Annotated in this window: 15 protein-coding genes; 1 reads left to right on the top strand and 14 read right to left on the bottom strand. The window is 72.2% G+C overall.

Annotated features, from left to right (window positions below; all coding sequences use genetic code 11):
• Positions 1-6 precede the first annotated feature (6 nt).
• Complete coding sequence (hisD, locus tag NP064_RS09710) at positions 7-1,329, bottom strand: histidinol dehydrogenase (protein WP_227570901.1); 1,323 nt, start codon at positions 1,327-1,329, stop codon at positions 7-9.
• A 90-nt stretch (positions 1,330-1,419) separates the two neighbouring features.
• Between hisD and NP064_RS09715 the strand changes: the two genes are divergently transcribed.
• The gene (locus tag NP064_RS09715; RefSeq protein ID WP_227570902.1) at positions 1,420-1,665 is read left to right on the top strand and encodes an RNA-binding S4 domain-containing protein; all 246 of its coding nucleotides are present in this window, start codon (positions 1,420-1,422) and stop codon (positions 1,663-1,665) included.
• Positions 1,666-1,671: 6 nt separating this feature from the next.
• On the opposite strand, the gene NP064_RS09720 is transcribed toward NP064_RS09715, so the two are convergent.
• From NP064_RS09720 to ftsW, 13 genes are all read right to left on the bottom strand, one after another.
• On the bottom strand, positions 1,672-2,070 hold the full coding sequence (locus tag NP064_RS09720; protein WP_227570903.1) for a pyridoxamine 5'-phosphate oxidase family protein: 399 nt from the start codon (positions 2,068-2,070) through the stop codon (positions 1,672-1,674).
• The gene (gene dnaE / locus NP064_RS09725; protein ID WP_227570904.1) at positions 2,067-5,597 is read right to left on the bottom strand and encodes a DNA polymerase III subunit alpha; all 3,531 of its coding nucleotides are present in this window, start codon (positions 5,595-5,597) and stop codon (positions 2,067-2,069) included. Before dnaE ends, NP064_RS09720 begins: the two co-directional genes overlap by 4 nt.
• Before the next feature lie 41 nt (positions 5,598-5,638).
• Positions 5,639-6,580: an RluA family pseudouridine synthase gene (locus NP064_RS09730; RefSeq protein ID WP_227570905.1), complete on the bottom strand. Its 942-nt coding sequence runs from the start codon at positions 6,578-6,580 to the stop codon at positions 5,639-5,641.
• Positions 6,573-7,262 (bottom strand): signal peptidase II, encoded by a 690-nt coding sequence (locus tag NP064_RS09735; protein ID WP_308015350.1) that lies wholly within the window; start codon positions 7,260-7,262, stop codon positions 6,573-6,575. The genes NP064_RS09730 and NP064_RS09735 overlap by 8 nt, the downstream gene beginning before the upstream one ends.
• A gap of 21 nt (positions 7,263-7,283) precedes the next feature.
• Positions 7,284-7,739: a TraR/DksA family transcriptional regulator gene (locus tag NP064_RS09740; RefSeq protein ID WP_372456426.1), complete on the bottom strand. Its 456-nt coding sequence runs from the start codon at positions 7,737-7,739 to the stop codon at positions 7,284-7,286.
• 116 nt (positions 7,740-7,855) lie between these two features.
• Positions 7,856-8,524, bottom strand: coding sequence for a DivIVA domain-containing protein (locus tag NP064_RS09745; RefSeq protein ID WP_227570907.1), 669 nt, complete (start codon positions 8,522-8,524; stop codon positions 7,856-7,858).
• A gap of 178 nt (positions 8,525-8,702) precedes the next feature.
• Complete coding sequence (locus NP064_RS09750; RefSeq protein ID WP_227570908.1) at positions 8,703-8,987, bottom strand: YggT family protein; 285 nt, start codon at positions 8,985-8,987, stop codon at positions 8,703-8,705.
• Between the two features lie 3 nt (positions 8,988-8,990).
• Positions 8,991-9,458: a cell division protein SepF gene (locus tag NP064_RS09755; RefSeq protein WP_227570909.1), complete on the bottom strand. Its 468-nt coding sequence runs from the start codon at positions 9,456-9,458 to the stop codon at positions 8,991-8,993.
• 109 nt (positions 9,459-9,567) lie between these two features.
• Positions 9,568-10,314 (bottom strand): peptidoglycan editing factor PgeF, encoded by a 747-nt coding sequence (pgeF, locus tag NP064_RS09760; RefSeq protein WP_227570910.1) that lies wholly within the window; start codon positions 10,312-10,314, stop codon positions 9,568-9,570.
• A gap of 9 nt (positions 10,315-10,323) precedes the next feature.
• Positions 10,324-11,583, bottom strand: a complete 1,260-nt coding sequence (gene ftsZ / locus NP064_RS09765) for a cell division protein FtsZ (protein ID WP_227570911.1) — start codon at positions 11,581-11,583, stop codon at positions 10,324-10,326.
• Positions 11,584-11,794: 211 nt separating this feature from the next.
• Complete coding sequence (locus NP064_RS09770; protein ID WP_227570912.1) at positions 11,795-12,760, bottom strand: cell division protein FtsQ/DivIB; 966 nt, start codon at positions 12,758-12,760, stop codon at positions 11,795-11,797.
• 101 nt (positions 12,761-12,861) lie between these two features.
• Positions 12,862-15,543 carry a UDP-N-acetylmuramate--L-alanine ligase gene (murC, locus tag NP064_RS16720; RefSeq protein WP_308015952.1) on the bottom strand — a complete coding sequence of 894 codons (2,682 nt, stop codon included), beginning with the start codon at positions 15,541-15,543 and terminating at the stop codon, positions 12,862-12,864.
• 52 nt (positions 15,544-15,595) lie between these two features.
• Positions 15,596-16,858: a putative lipid II flippase FtsW gene (gene ftsW / locus NP064_RS09785; RefSeq protein WP_227570913.1), complete on the bottom strand. Its 1,263-nt coding sequence runs from the start codon at positions 16,856-16,858 to the stop codon at positions 15,596-15,598.
• Positions 16,859-16,864 lie beyond the last annotated feature (6 nt).

Consider the following 16,864-nt stretch of genomic DNA (forward strand, 5'->3'; position numbering starts at 1 on the left):
GAGAGCTCAGAAGCGAGCGCGGATGGCCTCGCCGTGAGCCGGCAGCCGCTCGGCGTCGGCGAGGGCGACGATGCGGTCCGAGACGGCTGCCAGGGCGCCCGAGTCGTACTCGATGACCTGGATGGCCCGCACGAAGCTGTGCACTCCGAGCCCACTGGCGAAGTGCGCGCACCCGCCGGTGGGAAGCACGTGGTTGGAGCCCGCCATGTAGTCCCCGAGCGAGACCGGCGAGTAGGGGCCCACGAAGATGGCCCCCGCGCTGGTGACCTGCTCGGCGACGGCCGCGGCGTCGACGGTCTGGATCTCGAGGTGCTCCGCCCCGTAGGCGTTGACGACCTCGAGGCCGTGCTCCAGGTTGTCGACGAGCACGATGGCCGATTGGGGCCCGGCGAGCGCCCGCATCACCCGCTCGGCGTTGGCGGTCGACTCGACCCGGTCGCTCAGCTTCGACTCGACCGCTCCCGCGAGCTCCACGGAGGTGGTGACGAGCACGGCCGCCGCCAACGGGTCGTGCTCGGCCTGGGAGACGAGGTCGGCGGCGACGTGTGTGGCGTCGGCTGTGCCGTCGGCGAGGATCGCGATCTCGGTGGGCCCGGCCTCGGCGTCGATGCCGACCACGCCGCGCACCAGCCGCTTGGCGGCCGCCACGTACACGTTCCCGGGACCGGTGATGACGTCGACGGGCTCGCACAGGGTCTCGCCGTCGGCCGGGCCGGCGCCGGCCGCGCCGTAGGCGAACATCGCGATGGCTTGGGCGCCGCCCACTGCGTACACCTCGTCGATGCCGAGCAGCCCGCAGGTCGCCAGCACATCCGGCGAGGGCAGCCCTCCGTTGTCGCGCTGCGGCGGGGACGCCACAGCGAGGGAGCCAACGCCCGCCGCCTGGGCGGCGACGACGTTCATGACGACCGACGACGGGTAGACGGCGAGACCGCCGGGCACGTAGAGGCCGACGCGCCGCACCGGGACCCAGCGCTGGCGCACCTGGGCGCCGGGGGCCACCTCGACGGTGAAGTCGGCGGGGCGCTGCGCGGCGTGCACGGTCCGCACGCGGCTGATGGACTCCTCCAGGGCAGCCCGGACCAGGGGGTCGAGCCCTCGCACCGCGGCCTGGATGGCGTCCGCGGGGACGCGGAGGTGCTTGGGCCGCACGCCGTCGAAGCGCTCCGCAAGATCCCGCAGTGCCACGGCGCCATGCGCGCGCACGGATGCCACGATCGGCGCCACCTGCTCGGTGGCGGACTCGACGTCGAGCTCGGCACGGGGCAGGGTCTCGAGAAGCTCCCGCCGGGACATCGAACGACCACGCAGGTCGATTCTGGAGATCATGGCCCGAGTTTAGTGCCGGGCCGACGTCCCCGGCCGGGCAGGACCTCCTGCTGGACGACGCCGTGCCCGTCCATCAAGGATGATGGGCGCATGAGCACCTCGCGCACACCTGGTCACCGCGACGTCGTCCCGATCACCGACGAGTCGATCCGGCTGGGCCAGTTCCTCAAGCTCGCGGGCCTGGCCGACTCGGGCGCCCAGGCGCGCGAGCTCCTGGACGACGGCCTGGTTTTCGTCAACGGGGAGCCCGAGGCTCGTCGCGGGCGTCAGCTGCGCCGCGCCGACCTGGTCACCGTCGACCTTCCCGCCGGCGAGTTCCGCGCCATCGTCAGCTGATCCCGCTCAGCGCACGCTGCCCATGACGCTGTCCACGTCGAGGTGGATCACCACGCGGGCGGGGTCGAACTCCAGGGTCCGGTACCGCCCGGCGTAGGCCTCGACAGCCTGGGCGATATACGCCGGGTCGTGCACGACGGTGGCGATGCCCTCGAGGGTGAGCCAGCGCCAGCCCTCGACCTGGCACAACGCGACGCGTGCCGGCGACCCCGTCGCCGCGGCCCGCTCGATGTTGCGGGCCTTGACCGAGGTGGCCTTCGTCGTGATGCGCGCCCGACCTCGTGCGGCGTCCCACGTGAACGCGACCGGCACCACGTGCGGGCTCCCGTCCGCGCGCGACGTGGTCAACGTCGCCAGGTGGCGGTCGGTGACGAAGGCGAGCTGCTCGTCGGAGAGCGTCCTCATGACAGGCAGCCAGGGCCGAGGAGGGCCTTGAGGTCGCCGAACAGCGACGGCGAGCGCTCGACCCGAAGGCCCGCGTCGAGCCGCATGACGGTGGTCAGGCCCGGCCTGGTCAGGCGCAGGTGCACCTCGTTGATGCCGGGGTGCGTCGAGAGCACCTCGCGCAGCCGCTCCACCACCGGCTGGGTGCACCGCGACTCGGGGAGCGTCACCACCACCGGGGCGTCCGCCACGGCCGAGAGGTCCGGCAGCGTGACCTCCATGGCCTGGAGCTGCATGGTCTCGTCGCGTCGCCGCACCCGCCCGCGGACCACGATGACGGCGTCCTCGGCGAGCACCGTCGAGTAGGCGAGGTAGGTCTCGCCGAAGAACATGATCTCGACCGAGCCTTCCAGGTCCTCCAGCGTCACGGCCGCCCACGGGTTGCCCTGCTTGGACATCTTCCGCTGCAGGCTCGTGATGAGTCCCGCGACCACCACGGTCGACCCGTCGGGGCGCGCCTCGTCGGCGTTGAGCGTCGCGATCGACACGTCCGCCGCGGCGGACAGCACGTGCTCCAACCCGGACAGCGGGTGGTCCGAGACGTACAGGCCGAGCATCTCGCGCTCGAACGCGAGGCGCTGCTTCTTGTCCCAGTCGGGGAGGTCGGGGATGACGACCGAGAAGCCCATGCTGTCGTCCTCGGCGCCCAGGTCGGCGAAGAGGTCGAACTGCCCCTCGGCCTCCTTGCGCTTGACCCCGATCACCGAGTCGACTGCCTGCTCGTGGACGAGCAGCAGGGCGCGCCGGGGGTGGCCCAGGGAGTCGAAGGCTCCCGCCTTGATCAGCGACTCAATGGTCCGCTTGTTGCAGACGACGGCTGGCACCTTGTCGAGGAAGTCGATGAACGAGGAGAAGGCGCCCTTCTCCTCGCGGGTGCGGACGATCGCGTCGACAACGTTCGCGCCGACGTTGCGCACGGCCGTGAGGCCGAACCGGATGTCGCCGCCGACGGCCGTGAAGTTGGCCGCCGAGGAGTTGACGTCGGGTGGGAGCACCGTGATGCCCATGTGGCGGCACTCGCCGAGGTACAGCGCCGACTTGTCCTTGTCGTCCTTCACGGACGTCAGCAGCGCGGCCATGTACTCGACCGGGTAGTTGGCCTTGAGGTAGGCGGTCCAGTACGAGATGACGCCGTACGCGGCGGAGTGCGCCTTGTTGAACGCGTAGTCCGAGAACGGCAGCAGGATGTCCCACAGCGTCTTGACCGCGGCCATCGAGAAGCCGCGTTCCTTCATGCCGTTCGAGAATCCCTCGAACTGCTTGTCCAGCTCGGACTTCTTCTTCTTGCCCATCGCGCGCCGCAGGATGTCGGCCTGTCCCAGCGAGTACCCGGCTACGCGCTGCGCGATCGCCATGACCTGTTCCTGGTACACGATCAGGCCGTACGTCGTGCCGAGGATGTCCTCGAGGGCCTCGGCCAGCTCGGGGTGGATCGGCGTGACCTCTTGCGAGCCGTTCTTGCGCAACGCGTAGTTGGTGTGCGAGTTGGCGCCCATCGGACCGGGCCGGTAGAGGGCGCCGACGGCGGAGATGTCCTCGAAGTTGTCCGGGCGCATGAGCCGCAGCAAGGACCGCATGCCGCCGCCGTCGAGCTGGAACACGCCCAGGGTGTCGCCGCGTCCGAGCAGCTCGTACGTCTTGCGGTCCGTGAGCTCGAGCTCCTCGAGCACCACCGGGTCCTTGCCGTTCATCACGATGTTCTCGAGCGCGTCGTCGAGGATCGTCAGGTTCCGCAGCCCGAGGAAGTCCATCTTGATCAGGCCGAGGCCCTCGGACGTCGGGTAGTCGAACTGCGTGATGACGGCGCCGTCCTGCGGGCGGCGCATGATCGGGATGATGTCGATCAGCGGGTCGCTGGACATGATGACGCCGGCGGCGTGCACGCCCCACTGGCGCTTCAGGCCCTCGATGCCCTTGGCCAGCTCGACGACGCGCTGCGCGTCCGGGTCGGTGGCGTGGACCTGGCGGAACTCCTCCGCCTCGTTGTACCGCTTGTCGGAGGGGTCGAAGATGCCCGTCAGGCTGATGTCCTTGCCCATGATCGCGGGCGGCATCGCCTTGGTGAGCTTCTCCCCCATCGCGAACGGCATGCCGAGCAGGCGCGCCGAGTCCTTGAGGGCCTGCTTGGCCTTGATGGTGCCGTACGTGACGATCTGCGCGACGCGGTCCTCGCCGTACTTCTGCGTCACGTAGCGGATGACCTCGCCGCGCCTGCGCTCGTCGAAGTCGACGTCGAAGTCAGGCATCGAGACGCGGTCGGGGTTGAGGAACCGCTCGAAGATCAGGCCGTGCTGCAGCGGGTCCAGGTCGGTGATCTTCATGGCGTAGGCCGCCATCGAGCCCGCGCCCGAGCCACGGCCCGGCCCCACCCGGATGCCGTTGGCCTTGGCCCAGTTGATGAAGTCGGCGACGACGAGGAAGTACCCCGGGAAGCCCATCTGGGTGATGACCTCGGTCTCGTAGACCGCCTGCTTGCGCACCGCGTCGGGGATGCCCTCCGGGTACCGGTGGTGCAGGCCGGCCTCGACCTCCTTGATGAACCAGCTGGTCTCGTCCTCGCCCGGCGGGACGGGGTAGTTCGGCATGTAGTTCGCCGAGGTGTTGAACGAGACCTCGCACTGCTCCGCGATCAGGAGCGTGTTGTCGCACGCCTCGGGGTGCTCGGCCCAGATGCGCCGCATCTCCGCGGCCGACTTCACGTAGTAGCCGTCGCCGTCGAACTTGAAGCGGTCCGGGTCCGCGAGCGTCGAGCCGGAGTTGATCGCCAGCAGCGCCTCCTGCGACGCGCTGTCCTCCTGGCGGACGTAGTGCAGGTCGTTCGTCGCGACCAGGGGGGCGCCGATCGTCTCCGAGAGCCGCAGCAGGTCTTTGAGGACCCGGGTCTCGATGTCGATCCCGTGGTCCATCAGCTCGATGTAGAAGTAGTCCTTGCCGAAAATGTCCTGCAGCTCGCCGGCGACCCGGACCGCCTCGTCCCACTGGCCCAGGCGCAGCCGGGTCTGGATCTCCCCCGACGGGCAGCCCGACGTGGCGATCAGGCCCTTGCCGTAGGTCTGCAGCAGGTCGCGGTCCATACGGGGCCACTTGCCCATCTGGCCCTCGAGCGAGGCGAGCGAGCTGGCCCGGAACAGGTTGTGCAGGCCCTCGTTGTTGCGGGCGAGGAGGGTCATGTGGGTGTAGGCGCCACGTGCGGAGACGTCGTCCGCCTCCTGGCCCTGGACCCCGAACCGCACGCGGGTCTGGTCGAAGCGGCTCGTGCCCGGCGTCACGTACGCCTCGACGCCGATGATCGGCTTGACCCCGGCGGCGGTGCCCTTGGACCAGAAGTCGAAGGCTCCGAACAGGTAGCCGTGGTCGGTGGTCGCGATGGCCGGCTGGCCCTGGCGCACCACCTCGGCGAACAGGTCTCCGAGGCGGGCCGCGCCATCGAGCATCGAGTACTCGGTGTGTGCGTGGAGATGGACGAAGTCAGCCCCGGGTGATGCCATGCGGGCCAGTCTAGGTGCCGCCGGCGACACCCCCGGCGGGGTCAGCGGTAGCCGTCGCGCAGCGTGGCGAGCGCCGCGGAGAGGTCCTCCGGGTACTCGCTCGACACCTCGAGCCAGTCACCGCTGGTCGGGTGCGTGAACCCGAGCCGGAGGGCGTGCAGCCATTGCCGGGACAGCGAGACGCGTGCCGCCAGGGCCGGGTCGGCGCCATACGTGAGGTCTCCCACACACGGGTGCCGCAGCGCCGAGAAGTGCACTCGGATCTGGTGCGTCCGGCCAGTCTCCAGGTGCACCTCGACGAGCGAGGCGGCCGGGAGCATCTCGAGCACCTCGTAGTGCGTGATCGAGGGCTTGCCGTCGGCCACGACCGCGAACCGCCAGTCGGAGCTCGGGTGCCGGCCGATGGGCGCGTCGATGGTGCCCGTGGTGGGCTCCGGGTGGCCCTGCACGAGCGCGTGGTAGACCTTCTCGACGGTGCGCTCCTTGAACGCCCGCTTGAGCACGGTGTACGCGTGCTCGCTCTTGGCCACGACCATGAGCCCTGACGTGCCGGCGTCCAGGCGGTGCACGATGCCCTGCCGCTCGGCGGGGCCCGACGTCGAGACGCGGTAGCCGGCCGCGACGAGCGCGCCCACGACAGTCGGGCCGGTCCAGCCGGGCGACGGGTGCGCCGCCACGCCCACGGGCTTGTCGATCACGACCAGGTCGTCGTCGTCGTAGACCACGCGCATGCCGGGCACCGGCTCGTGCGTGATGTCGGCGAAGGACTCGACACGCTCCGGCTCGGGCAGCTCCACCTCGAGCCAGGCGCCGGGCAGCAGCCGGTCGGACTTGCCGACCTCCTTGCCGTCGAGGCGCACCGAGCCCGCGGCGGCCAGCTCGGCTGCGCGGGTGCGGGAGAGGCCGAGCAGCCGTGCGATCGCGGCGTCGACCCGCTCGCCGGCCAGGCCGTCGGGCACGGGCATCGCGCGGGTCTCAGCCATCGTCGCGGCCCTCCTGGGGGGTGCGCGCGCCCGATGCCCCAGAGCCGGCGCCCAGGCTGCCGGCGCCACTGCCGAGGTCCGCGCGCCGCGGCCCGTCGCCGTCCGCAGGTCCCGGATCCGTGTCGCCGTCGCCCTCCGCGCCAGGCCCGCTGTCCCGCGTCCCGTCGATCTGGATGCCCCGGATCGCGAGGATCATGATGAGCCCGGCGGCGACGACGATCGCGATGTCGGCGACGTTGCCGACGAACAGGTCCCCGTAGGCGATGAAGTCGACGACGTGGCCGCGGGCGAAGCCGGGCGCACGGAACACACGGTCGCCGAGGTTGCCCAGCGCACCGCCTAGCAGCAGCCCGAGGGCGAGCGCCCATCCCGTGGACCCCAGCCGCCGCGAGGCCCGGACGATGACGACCACCACCCCCGTCGCGACGAGGGTCAGCACCCAGGTCATGCCCGTCGCGATCGACAGGGCGGCGCCCGGGTTGAACAGCAGCCGCAGGCTCAGCAAGTCCCCCAGCACCGGCACCGGCTCGCCCTCCACGAGGGTGACCAGCACCCACGCCTTGGTGGCCTGGTCGACCACCAGGACAGCGAGCGTCAGAGCGATCAGAAGCAGAAGAAGACGACGCCGGCGCACCCCACCCGGAGGTGGAGAGGCCGGCGTCGTCTCAGAGGTCGTGAGCACCCGCAGGAGTCTACGTGTGGCTCACCGACGTTCTTCCCGCTGCTTGCACTCCACGCACAGCGTGGCGCGGGGGAAAGCCTCCACCCGCGCCTTGCCGATCGCCCTGGCGCAGGACTCGCACGTGCCGAACGTGCCCGCGGTGATGCGGGCCAGGGCATGCGCGGTCTGTGCCAGGAGGTCTCGCGTGTTGTTCACCAGGGTGAGCTCGTGCTCACGCTCGAGCGCGCTCGATCCCGAGTCAGCCTGGTCATCCCCTGCTCCGTCGCCGGAGTTCCGCAAAAGATCCGAGAGCTCGGCGTCTGCTGCCGAGAGCTCGGAGGTAAGTCGCGCGACGTCGCTCATGAGCTCGTCGGCGACAGCACGCACATCTCGGACCGACCACGGCTTCTCACCGTCACGCACGGGGAAAAGTCGGACCGCCTTCGCGAGATCCAACTCCCCCTGCGATGTCGTCCCCCTGCTGAGTGAGTCGTTGATGGCCACTGGCGCCCTCTCTGTGGAAGTCCCGCGAGACTATGCGCGTTGCCCATGACGCACAACACACCGCGGGAGGCATAGCCTCACCGCGGTGTGTTGTTCAACGAAAGCGCAGGTCAGACGGCTCGCGAGCCCCCTCCGGGCTGAGCGTTCTGTCCACTGCGGGGCGGCAGCGCGCTGCCCCGGTTGTCCAGGTCGCCAAGGAGGTTCTCGAGGTAGCTCTTGAGGCGCGTGCGGTAGTCCCGCTCGAACACCCGGAGCTCGTCGATCTTGCGCTCGAGCAGCGAGCGCTCCTGCTCGAGCTGCCCGAGCGTGCGGGACGACGTCTCCTCGGCCTCGCGGACGATGCGGCTGCTCTGCGCCTTCGCCTCGGCGATGAGCCGGTCGCTCTCCTCCTGGCCGCTCTTGACGTAGTCGTCGTGGAGCTTCTGCGCCAGCGCGAGCATCCCCGTGGCCGACTCCGGCTCGTTGGGGCGCTGCGGGCTCACCGGGGCGACGGCCACGGGAGCCGGGGCCGCAGGAGCGGGCGCCGGCTGCGGCTCGGGGGTCGGCTCGGGCTTCGGCGCCGGAGCGGCCTGCTGAGCACCTGCCCGGCTGAGCTCGGCGATGCGTCGCTCGGCTGCCGCGAGCTTCGTCTTGAGGTCCTCGTTCTCGGTCTGCAGGTCACGCAGGGTGTTGACGACCTCGTCGAGGAAGTCATCGACCTCGTCCTGGTCGTACCCCTCGCGGAACTTCGTCGCCTGGAACTTCTTGTTCAGGACGTCGTCTGCTGTCAGCAGTGCCATCGTCGTCACCTCTTCGGTCGAACTTGGTCTAGCCGGTGGGCAGTCACCGACCACCTCGGCTCACGGTAGCGGACATTGAGGCGGTCGCATGCGACCCGCCACGCACTGCTCACACCTCGGGCGCCTAGCCCGCCCGTGTCGAGGTGGCTCGCGCGCACATCGATGACGTGCTCGGCGGTCACAGCGCCGACAGCACAGACATCAGCACAGTGCAGGCGAGCATCAGGATCAAGAACGCCAGGTCGAGGCGCACCGTCCCCAACGACAGCGGCGGCACGACACGACGGATCGCCCGCAAGGGCGGGTCGGTCACCGTGTACGTCGCCTCCGCGATGACGAGCATGACGCCGCTCGGACGCCATTCCCGCGCGAAGAACTGCACCCAGTCCAGCACGAGCCGGGCGAGGAGCAGGAGGAAGAAGACGAGGACGACCAGGTACAGGACGTCGGCGATCAGCCTCACGCGTCAGCTCTGGTTGAAGAAGCCCGCGGGGGCGGGCTCGGCAGGCTGCTCGTCGCCCGTGACCTCGACGTGGGCCGGGGACAGCAGGAACACCTTGTTGGTGACACGCTCGATCGCCCCGTGCAGCCCGAAGATCAGGCCCGCGGAGAAGTCGACCAGGCGCTTCGCGTCGGCGTCGTCCATGTCGGAGAGGTTCATGATGACCGGCGTGCCCTCGCGGAACGCCTCGCCGATCTTCCGCGCGTCGTTGTAGGCGCGCGGGTGGATCGTCGTGATGCGCCGGAGCTCGCCGGTCGAGGGCGCGGGCTGCGCGACCCTCACCGCGGGCCGGTGAAGCGGCGTGACCTGAGCCTCGTACTCCTGCGGCACCGTAGCCTCCAGCTCGTCGTACTCGTCGACGTACTCCTCGTGCTCGCCTCGTTCGTCGGCGAGGCCGAGGTACAGCATCGTCTTGCGCAGCGCTCCGGCCATCGCGTTCTCCTCAATCCCCACGGGACTATCTCTTCCCTGCGTTCGACGCTAGCAAGGAGCCCGCCCCGACCTGGCGCGACACGCGGGGCCGTCCGGATTACCCAGGACCTCACCCGGCGAGCCGCACCACGCCGGCGAACCGGCCGGTGGGGCGCCCCTCCGCCGAAGCACGACGGTGCGAGTAAAGCCGCTCATCGGTGAACGTGCACGTCGAGACGCGCGACACTGCGCGCACCCCGGCACGGGCAAGCTCGCCCGCGACCCCGGCGCCCAGGTCCACGCCCGGCGTCCCCCACCGGGTCACGGCCCATGCCTCGGGGACGACGGCCGCCACGTCGGCGCGCATCTGCTCGGGCACCTCGTAAGCGTCCCCGCTGATGCAGGGGCCGATGGACGCGCGCACCCGGCCGACGTCGGCCCCCCGCGCCAGCATCGTGTCGACTGCGGCCTGGACGACCCCGGCCGCCAGGCCGGCGCGCCCGGCATGCACGGCCGCGACGAGCCCGGCCTGCGCGTCCGCGAGGAGTAGCGGCACGCAATCGGCCACGTACACCGCCACCGCGAACCGCGACGAGCCGGTGAGGAGCGCGTCCGCCTCGCCCGCCACACCGCTGTGCGCGCTGCCAGCCTCGTCGAGCACACGCACCGTGGCGCCGTGCACCTGCTCGCCGAACATGACGGGGGCGCCAGCCCACTCGGCGAGGAGTCCGCGGTTCGCCAGGACGTCGGCGGGCCGGTCCCCGACGTTGAGCCCGACGTTGAGGCTCGCCCAGGGGGCGCCCGACACCCCGCCCGCCCGGGTGGTGAACCCGGCCCGCACCCCGGGGCCGAGGTCGACCTCGAGGACGGGGATCACCGCAATCGCCTACTTCAGGAAGTCGGGGACGTCCAGCTCCTCGGCGCCGCGGCGCGAGTGGTCCTCTTCGAAGATCTGCGGCACCTCGAGCTGACCCGTGCTCGGAGCGGGCGCGGGCGCCTCGGACGCGAGGAACACCGGGACGGGAGCCGCGGCCGGGGCGACGGGGCGGATCGGCGACCCGACGCGCACGACGTCCTCGTCCGGGTCGACCGGCCGGGGCTGGGCCACGGCGTGCGTGGGCGCCGCAGCCGGCCGCGGGGCGCCAGACGCCGAGCCGCTCACCTGGCCGAGGCCCCGGCTGTCGCGCCGGACCACCGGAGCGCCGCCGTCGAAGCCGGCCGCGATGACGGTGACACGCACCTCGTCGCCGAGGGCGTCGTCGATGACCGCGCCGAAGATGATGTTCGCCTCGGGGTGCGCAGCCTCCTGCACCAGGCGTGCGGCCTCGTTGATCTCGAACAGCCCCAGGTCGGAGCCGCCCTGGATGGACAGCAGCACGCCGTGGGCGCCGTCGATGCTGGCCTCGAGCAGCGGCGAGGAGATCGCGAGCTCTGCCGCCTGCACGGCGCGGTCGTCACCGCGCGCGGAGCCGATGCCCATGAGCGCGGACCCGGCGCCCTGCATCACGGACTTGACGTCGGCGAAGTCGAGGTTGATCAGGCCAGGGGTGGTGATGAGGTCGGTGATGCCCTGGACGCCGGACAGCAGCACCTGGTCGGCGGAGTGGAAGGCGTCGAGCACCGAGACCGAACGGTCGGATATCGACAGCAGCCGGTCGTTGGGGATGACGATGAGCGTGTCGACCTCGGCGCGCAGCGCCTCGATGCCGGAGTCCGCCTGCACCGAGCGGCGGCGGCCCTCGAAGGTGAACGGCCGGGTGACGACACCGATGGTCAGCGCGCCGAGCGAGCGTGCGATGCGGGCCACGACGGGCGCGCCGCCGGTGCCAGTGCCGCCGCCCTCGCCCGCGGTCACGAACACCATGTCCGCGCCGCGCAGCACGTCCTCGATCTCCTCGGCGTGGTCCTCCGAGGCCTTCTTGCCCACCTCGGGGTCGGCGCCGGCGCCGAGCCCGCGCGTGAGCTCGCGGCCCACGTCGAGCTTCACGTCGGCGTCGGACATCAGCAGAGCCTGGGCGTCAGTGTTGATCGCGATGAACTCGACACCCTTGAGGCCGACCTCGATCATGCGGTTGACGGCGTTGACGCCCCCACCCCCGATGCCGACGACCTTGATGACGGCCAGGTAGTTCTGCGGAGCTGCCACAGTGGGTGCCTCTCGTTGTGCGCCGGGACGTGCACGGCTGGGGCGATGTGACCGCCACTGCCGAACCTTCACCCTCAAGTTGAGGGTTATAGTTATGTCATTTTCTCTCTAGTCGATGACGCTATGTGCGCCGGGCGCCGCGATCAACGACCTCGCCGCGCGTGTCGGCCACGATCCCAGTTCATCGGGCCCGTCGCCCGTCCAACCGGGCTCATTTGGTGATCGGCAGCGTCGGGGCGGACACGTCGAAGACGCTCGCGCCCGCGCTCTCTGGCGCCGCCCGCAGCGCGCTCAGCACGGCGACCTTCAACGCCGTGTCCTGCCCGCTCCCCCAGTCCACCCGCGCGCCGTCGCGCAGCGCCATGGTGACCGTGTCCTGCGACTGCGCGGAGACCTCCCCCACCTCGGCCAGGAGCTCGGGAGGCAGCCCTTCGAGCACCGTGAGCACCGCCGCGAGAGTGCGCGCCTCGCCGACGGGGACCTGCACCACGGGCAGGCCGTCCGGCGCCGCATCGACCCTGCCGACCTGCACGCCCTCCATGTCGACCAGCGCGAAGCCCGGCGCGCCCGCGTCCGGCGCCTCCTCCGGCTGCTCGGGCACGGCCGCCACCGGCTCCCGCGACACCAGCTCGATGTGCAGGCCGCGGGGCCACGCCCGGCTCACCTGCGCCTCTCGGACCCCGGGCACATCGAGGACGTCGCGCCTCAGGCCCACCGTGTCGAGCCGCGGCAGGGGGGTCGTGCCCCGCCCGGCGACGACCTCCCGCACCTGGTCCACCGCCACCACCGTCCCCGCCCCAGCGACGGTGACCTGGGCCTGGTCGAGCCGGAACACGGGCGACCAGAGCAGCAGCCAAGCCGTCACGCCCACGGCCACCACGGCGCCCGCCGCCACGAGGACGTCGCGGCGCGCCAGGCGACGGCGAGCCCTGGCACGCTCGGCGAACCGCGCGGCCGAGCTCATCGAGACGACCGAGGGCCGCACCGGGAGAGCGGTCCCGCGACGGCCCGCGGCGTAGGTCGTGACGGTCGGCTCGCCGGGGGCCGCGCCCGAGCGGGCCGACGGCGTCGCCGTCGAGTCACCGCCGGGCCTCGACCGGCCAGCGGCGCCAGGCCGCCCGACCCCTGGCTGCTGGCCTGAGCGCGGGGCGGGCTCGCCGTCGGACCGCGTGGGCACGGACGGCGCCGACGGGAGCGCCGGGAGCGGCCGCTCAGGCGCGCGGGGGGCCGCCGGACGCGCGGTGCGGCCCGGCGCCGGTGGTCTCGGGCGCTGCGGCGTCATGCGTCCCGCGGGCCTTCCGCCTCGGGCGCCTCGGATATCGGCGCTCCCGATGTCGGCGCCTCGCGCTCGGCCAAGGAGGCGAGCACGACCGCGCCCAGCTCGGTGACGTCGCCCGCGCCGACCGTCAGCAGCAGGTCGCCCGGGCGCGCCTCGGCTGCGAGCGCACGCGCGGCGTCGTGCCGGTCGGGGACGAAGCGCGCGCGACCGGCGGTCGGGACCGCGTCGGCCACGAGGGCGCCGGTGACCGTCGGGTCCACGTCCTCCCGAGCCGCGTACACGTCAGTCACCACGACAACGTCCGCGAGGTCGAGTGCTGTCCCGAACTCGGCGGCGAACGCCCGAGTGCGAGAGAACAGGTGGGGCTGGAAGACGACGAGCACGCGACCCTCCCCCGCGACTGTCCGCGCGGCGCGCAGCAATGCGGCGACCTCCGTCGGGTGGTGGGCGTAGTCGTCCACCACCCGCACGCCGGCCACCTCGCCGCGCGCCTCGAACCGGCGCCCGGTGCCACGGAACCCCGCGAGGCCCTCGGCCGCCTGCTCGGCGGAGGCGCCCGCCCGGCGGGCCGCGACGAAGGCGGCGGCGGCGTTCAGCGCGTTGTGCTCGCCCGGCGCCGTCAGGCTCAGGTCGGCGTCGCCGATCGTCGGGTCGGACGAGCGCAGCCGGACGCTCCACCGGCCGTCGCGCAGTCCGAGCGGCTCGACGACGACGTCGGAGGCCGCGCCGCGCCCGTAGGTGACGACGTCGACCCCGCGAGCCGCGAGGCCGTCACGCACGCGCTCCACCAGGCGGGAGGCCCCGGCGTCGTCCGCGCAGGCCACGAGCAGCCCGCCGTCCCGGATGCGGCGCGCGAACGCGACGAACGCGTCGTCGAAGGCCTCACGGGTGCCGTAATGGTCCAGGTGGTCCGGCTCGACATTGGTCACGACGGCGACGTCCGGCGAGTACGCCAGGAACGACCCGTCGGACTCGTCGGCCTCGGCCACGAAAGCCCGGCCGGCGCCTGCACGGCTCCCACCGAGCGAGCCCGCGGCGGACAGCACGTCCCCGCCGATGGCGAACGACGGGTCCAGGCCCGCGTGCACCAGCGCGGTGGCGATCATCGCCGACGTCGTCGTCTTGCCGTGCGCGCCCGCGACCGCGATGGCCTCGCGGCCGCGCATGAGGGCGGCCAGCGCCTCAGAGCGGTGCAGCACCCGCACGCCGCGCTCCCGCGCCCTGGCCAGCTCGGGGTTGGACTCCCGGACCGCCGTCGAGACGACGACGGTGTCGACCTCCTCCACGTGCGCGGCGTCGTGGCCGACCCACACCCGTGCCCCCGCCGACCGGAGGCCGTCGAGCGCAGGGCCATCCTTCGCGTCGGACCCGCTGACCGGCAGCCCCGCCGCGACCAGCAGCCCCGCGATCGCCGACATGCCCGCGCCCCCGATGCCGACCAAGTGCACCCGGCCGAGATCCGCGAGGCCGCCGTCGTCGGCCACCGCTCCGTCCGCCGCCGCGTTGCCCGCCACCGCATTGTCCGCCAGCCCGCCGTCGTCGACCGGCGGCAGGTGCGCCTCGACGAGGTCCGCGACCCGCGCGGCCCCGTCACGCAGACCGACCGACGCGGCGGCCTCCCCCATCTGCTCGCGTGCCGCCGCGGCCGTCTCGCCGATGAGCAGCGGGAACAGGTGCTCGGCGAGCCACGCAGGGGTCAGGTCGGCGTCGGCGACGAGCAGCCCGCCGCCCGCCGCGACCACCGGCGCGGCGTTGAGCCGCTGCTCTCCGTTGCCCACGGGCAGCGGGACGTACACGGCAGGCAGGCCCAGGGCAGCGAGCTCGCTGACCGTCCCGGCGCCCGCGCGCCCCACCACCACGTCGGCGACGGCCAACGCGTGCTGCATCTCCGAGAGGTACTCGTGGACGTGGTACCGCTCGCCGCCCGGCAGCGGCGCCACGACGTCGCGCACCTCGTCGCCCTTGCCGGCGCCGGCCAGGTGCAGCACCTGCACCCCGGCGTCCAAGAGCTCGGCCGCGACCCGGACCATCGCGCGGTTCAGGCTCAGGGCGCCCAGCGAGCCGCCGGTCACGACGAGCGTGGTCCGCCCGGGGTCGAGCCCCAGCCGCTCGGCGGCCGCCACGCGGGTGGCCTCGGCGTCGCGGGCCCGGTCGGCGACGAGGGCGGCGATCTCCGGCCGCAGGGGCAGGCCGGTGACCTGGGCGCCGGGCAGGGGGGTGCCGGGGAACGTGACGGCGACGTCCGCCGCCCACCGCGATCCCAGGCGGTTGGCGAGGCCCGGACGGGCGTTCTGCTCATGCACCACCACGGGCACGTGCCGGCTGCGGGCCGCCAGGTAGGCCGGGGTCGAGACGTAGCCGCCGAAGCCGATCACGACCTGCGCGCCCGTCTCGTCGACCACCTCTCCGGCGGTGCGCACCGCGTCGCGCAGGCGGGCGGGCAGCATGGCCCACTCGGCCGTGGGGCGGCGCGGCAGCGGCACGCGCGGCACGAAGGCCAGCGGGAGCCCGCGCTCGGGGACGAGCCGGGACTCGAGGCCCGACTCCGTTCCGAGCACCGTGATCCGGATCTGCGGGTCACGCCTGCGCAGCTCCTCCGCGACGGCGAGCAACGGGTTCACGTGCCCCGCCGTGCCACCGCCCGCCAGCAGCACCGACCGCACACCCTGACGACTGCCCACGCGTCCCTCAGCTCCCTCGTCCGTCGATTCGTCCTGCTGGCCCACCACCGTCTCACCCACGGGTCCGGCCGATCACCGCGAGCGACCGCCGCACCACCGACGGCCGCGCGGCCAGCGCCTCGGGCGCCCCCGGCTCCCCCCGCGCGAACGACATGACGACGCCGATCGCCGCCATCGTGGTGATCAGCGCCGAGCCGCCAGCCGAGACGAGCGGCAGCGGCACCCCGATGACGGGCGCGAGGCCGATCACCACCGCGATGTTCACGAGCGCCTGCCCGATCACCCAGCACACGATGGCGCCGGTGGCGATCTGCACGAACGGGTCCTGGTGCCGGCGGATCACGCGGAACATCGCCAGGGCGATGAGCGCGATCAGGCCTAGCACCAGCAGCGTGCCGACCAGGCCCAGCTCCTCGCCCAGGATCGCGAAGATGAAGTCGTTGTGCGCCTCCGGCAGGTAGGACCACTTCTCGCGGCTGGCGCCCAGCCCGATCCCGGTCCAGCCGCCGGTGGCGAGGCCCCACCCGCCGTGCAGGGTCTGGTAGCAGTCGCTCGTGGGGTCGCAGTCGTCGCTGAGCCACGCGAAGATGCGGGCGACACGGTTCTGGCTGGTGATCGCGAGCATCCCGGCGGCGAGCACCGCCATCCCCACGGCCACGCTGAACATCCGCAACGGGACGCCCGCGATGAACATGGCGCCACCGACGAGCAGCATCATCACCAGGGCGGTGCCCAGGTCGTGCCCGAGCAGGACGAGGCCGATCATCAGCCCGCCCACCGGCAGCGCGGGGATCAACGCGTGCTTCCACTCGCTCAGGAGCGGACGCTTGCGCGCCAGGACCACGCCCAGCCAGAGTGACAGCGCGAGCTTGACGGCCTCGGACGGCTGCATGGACAGCGAGCCGATCGCGATCCAGTTCCGGTTGCCGCCCACGGCGTCGGCGCCAAGAGGGCTGAACACCGCGAGCTGCAGCAGCGCGGCGAGGCCCAGCAGCGGCCAGGCCGCCTTCTTGTACAGGCTCGTGGGCAGCCGCGAGGCCACCCACAGGACTGGCAGTCCCATCAGCGCGTACTGCGCCTGGCTGAAGAACACCGCGTAGGGCGACCGGCCCGCCGCCAAGGACTCCACGCTCGAGCTGGACAGGACCATGACCAGGCCGAGCACCACAAGCAGGGCAGTGGCGCCTGTGAGCACGTAGTAGCTGGTGACAGGGCTGTTCCAGGCCAGCAGCCGAGCAGCCGACTGCTCGACGGCTCGCTGCTGGCCGGTCCAGGGCTGCGACGCGAGCGACCCGGGTGGCTTCTGCGTCACCATGTCGGC

This window comes from Cellulomonas chengniuliangii (genome assembly GCF_024508335.1).
Lineage (GTDB): Bacteria > Actinomycetota > Actinomycetes > Actinomycetales > Cellulomonadaceae > Cellulomonas_A > Cellulomonas_A chengniuliangii.

Bases quoted from the DNA above. Each gene is read 5' to 3' on its own strand.
- NP064_RS09755 (WP_227570909.1), bottom strand. From the start codon at position 9,458: ATGGCCGGAGCGCTGCGCAAGACGATGCTGTACCTCGGCCTCGCCGAC.
- NP064_RS09720 (WP_227570903.1), bottom strand. From the start codon at position 2,070: ATGAGGACGCTCTCCGACGAGCAGCTCGCCTTCGTCACCGACCGCCAC.
- hisD (WP_227570901.1), bottom strand. From the start codon at position 1,329: ATGATCTCCAGAATCGACCTGCGTGGTCGTTCGATGTCCCGGCGGGAG.
- dnaE (WP_227570904.1), bottom strand. From the start codon at position 5,597: ATGGCATCACCCGGGGCTGACTTCGTCCATCTCCACGCACACACCGAG.
- NP064_RS09745 (WP_227570907.1), bottom strand. From the start codon at position 8,524: ATGGCACTGCTGACAGCAGACGACGTCCTGAACAAGAAGTTCCAGGCG.
- NP064_RS09715 (WP_227570902.1), top strand. From the start codon at position 1,420: ATGAGCACCTCGCGCACACCTGGTCACCGCGACGTCGTCCCGATCACC.
- NP064_RS09730 (WP_227570905.1), bottom strand. From the start codon at position 6,580: ATGGCTGAGACCCGCGCGATGCCCGTGCCCGACGGCCTGGCCGGCGAG.
- ftsW (WP_227570913.1), bottom strand. From the start codon at position 16,858: ATGGTGACGCAGAAGCCACCCGGGTCGCTCGCGTCGCAGCCCTGGACC.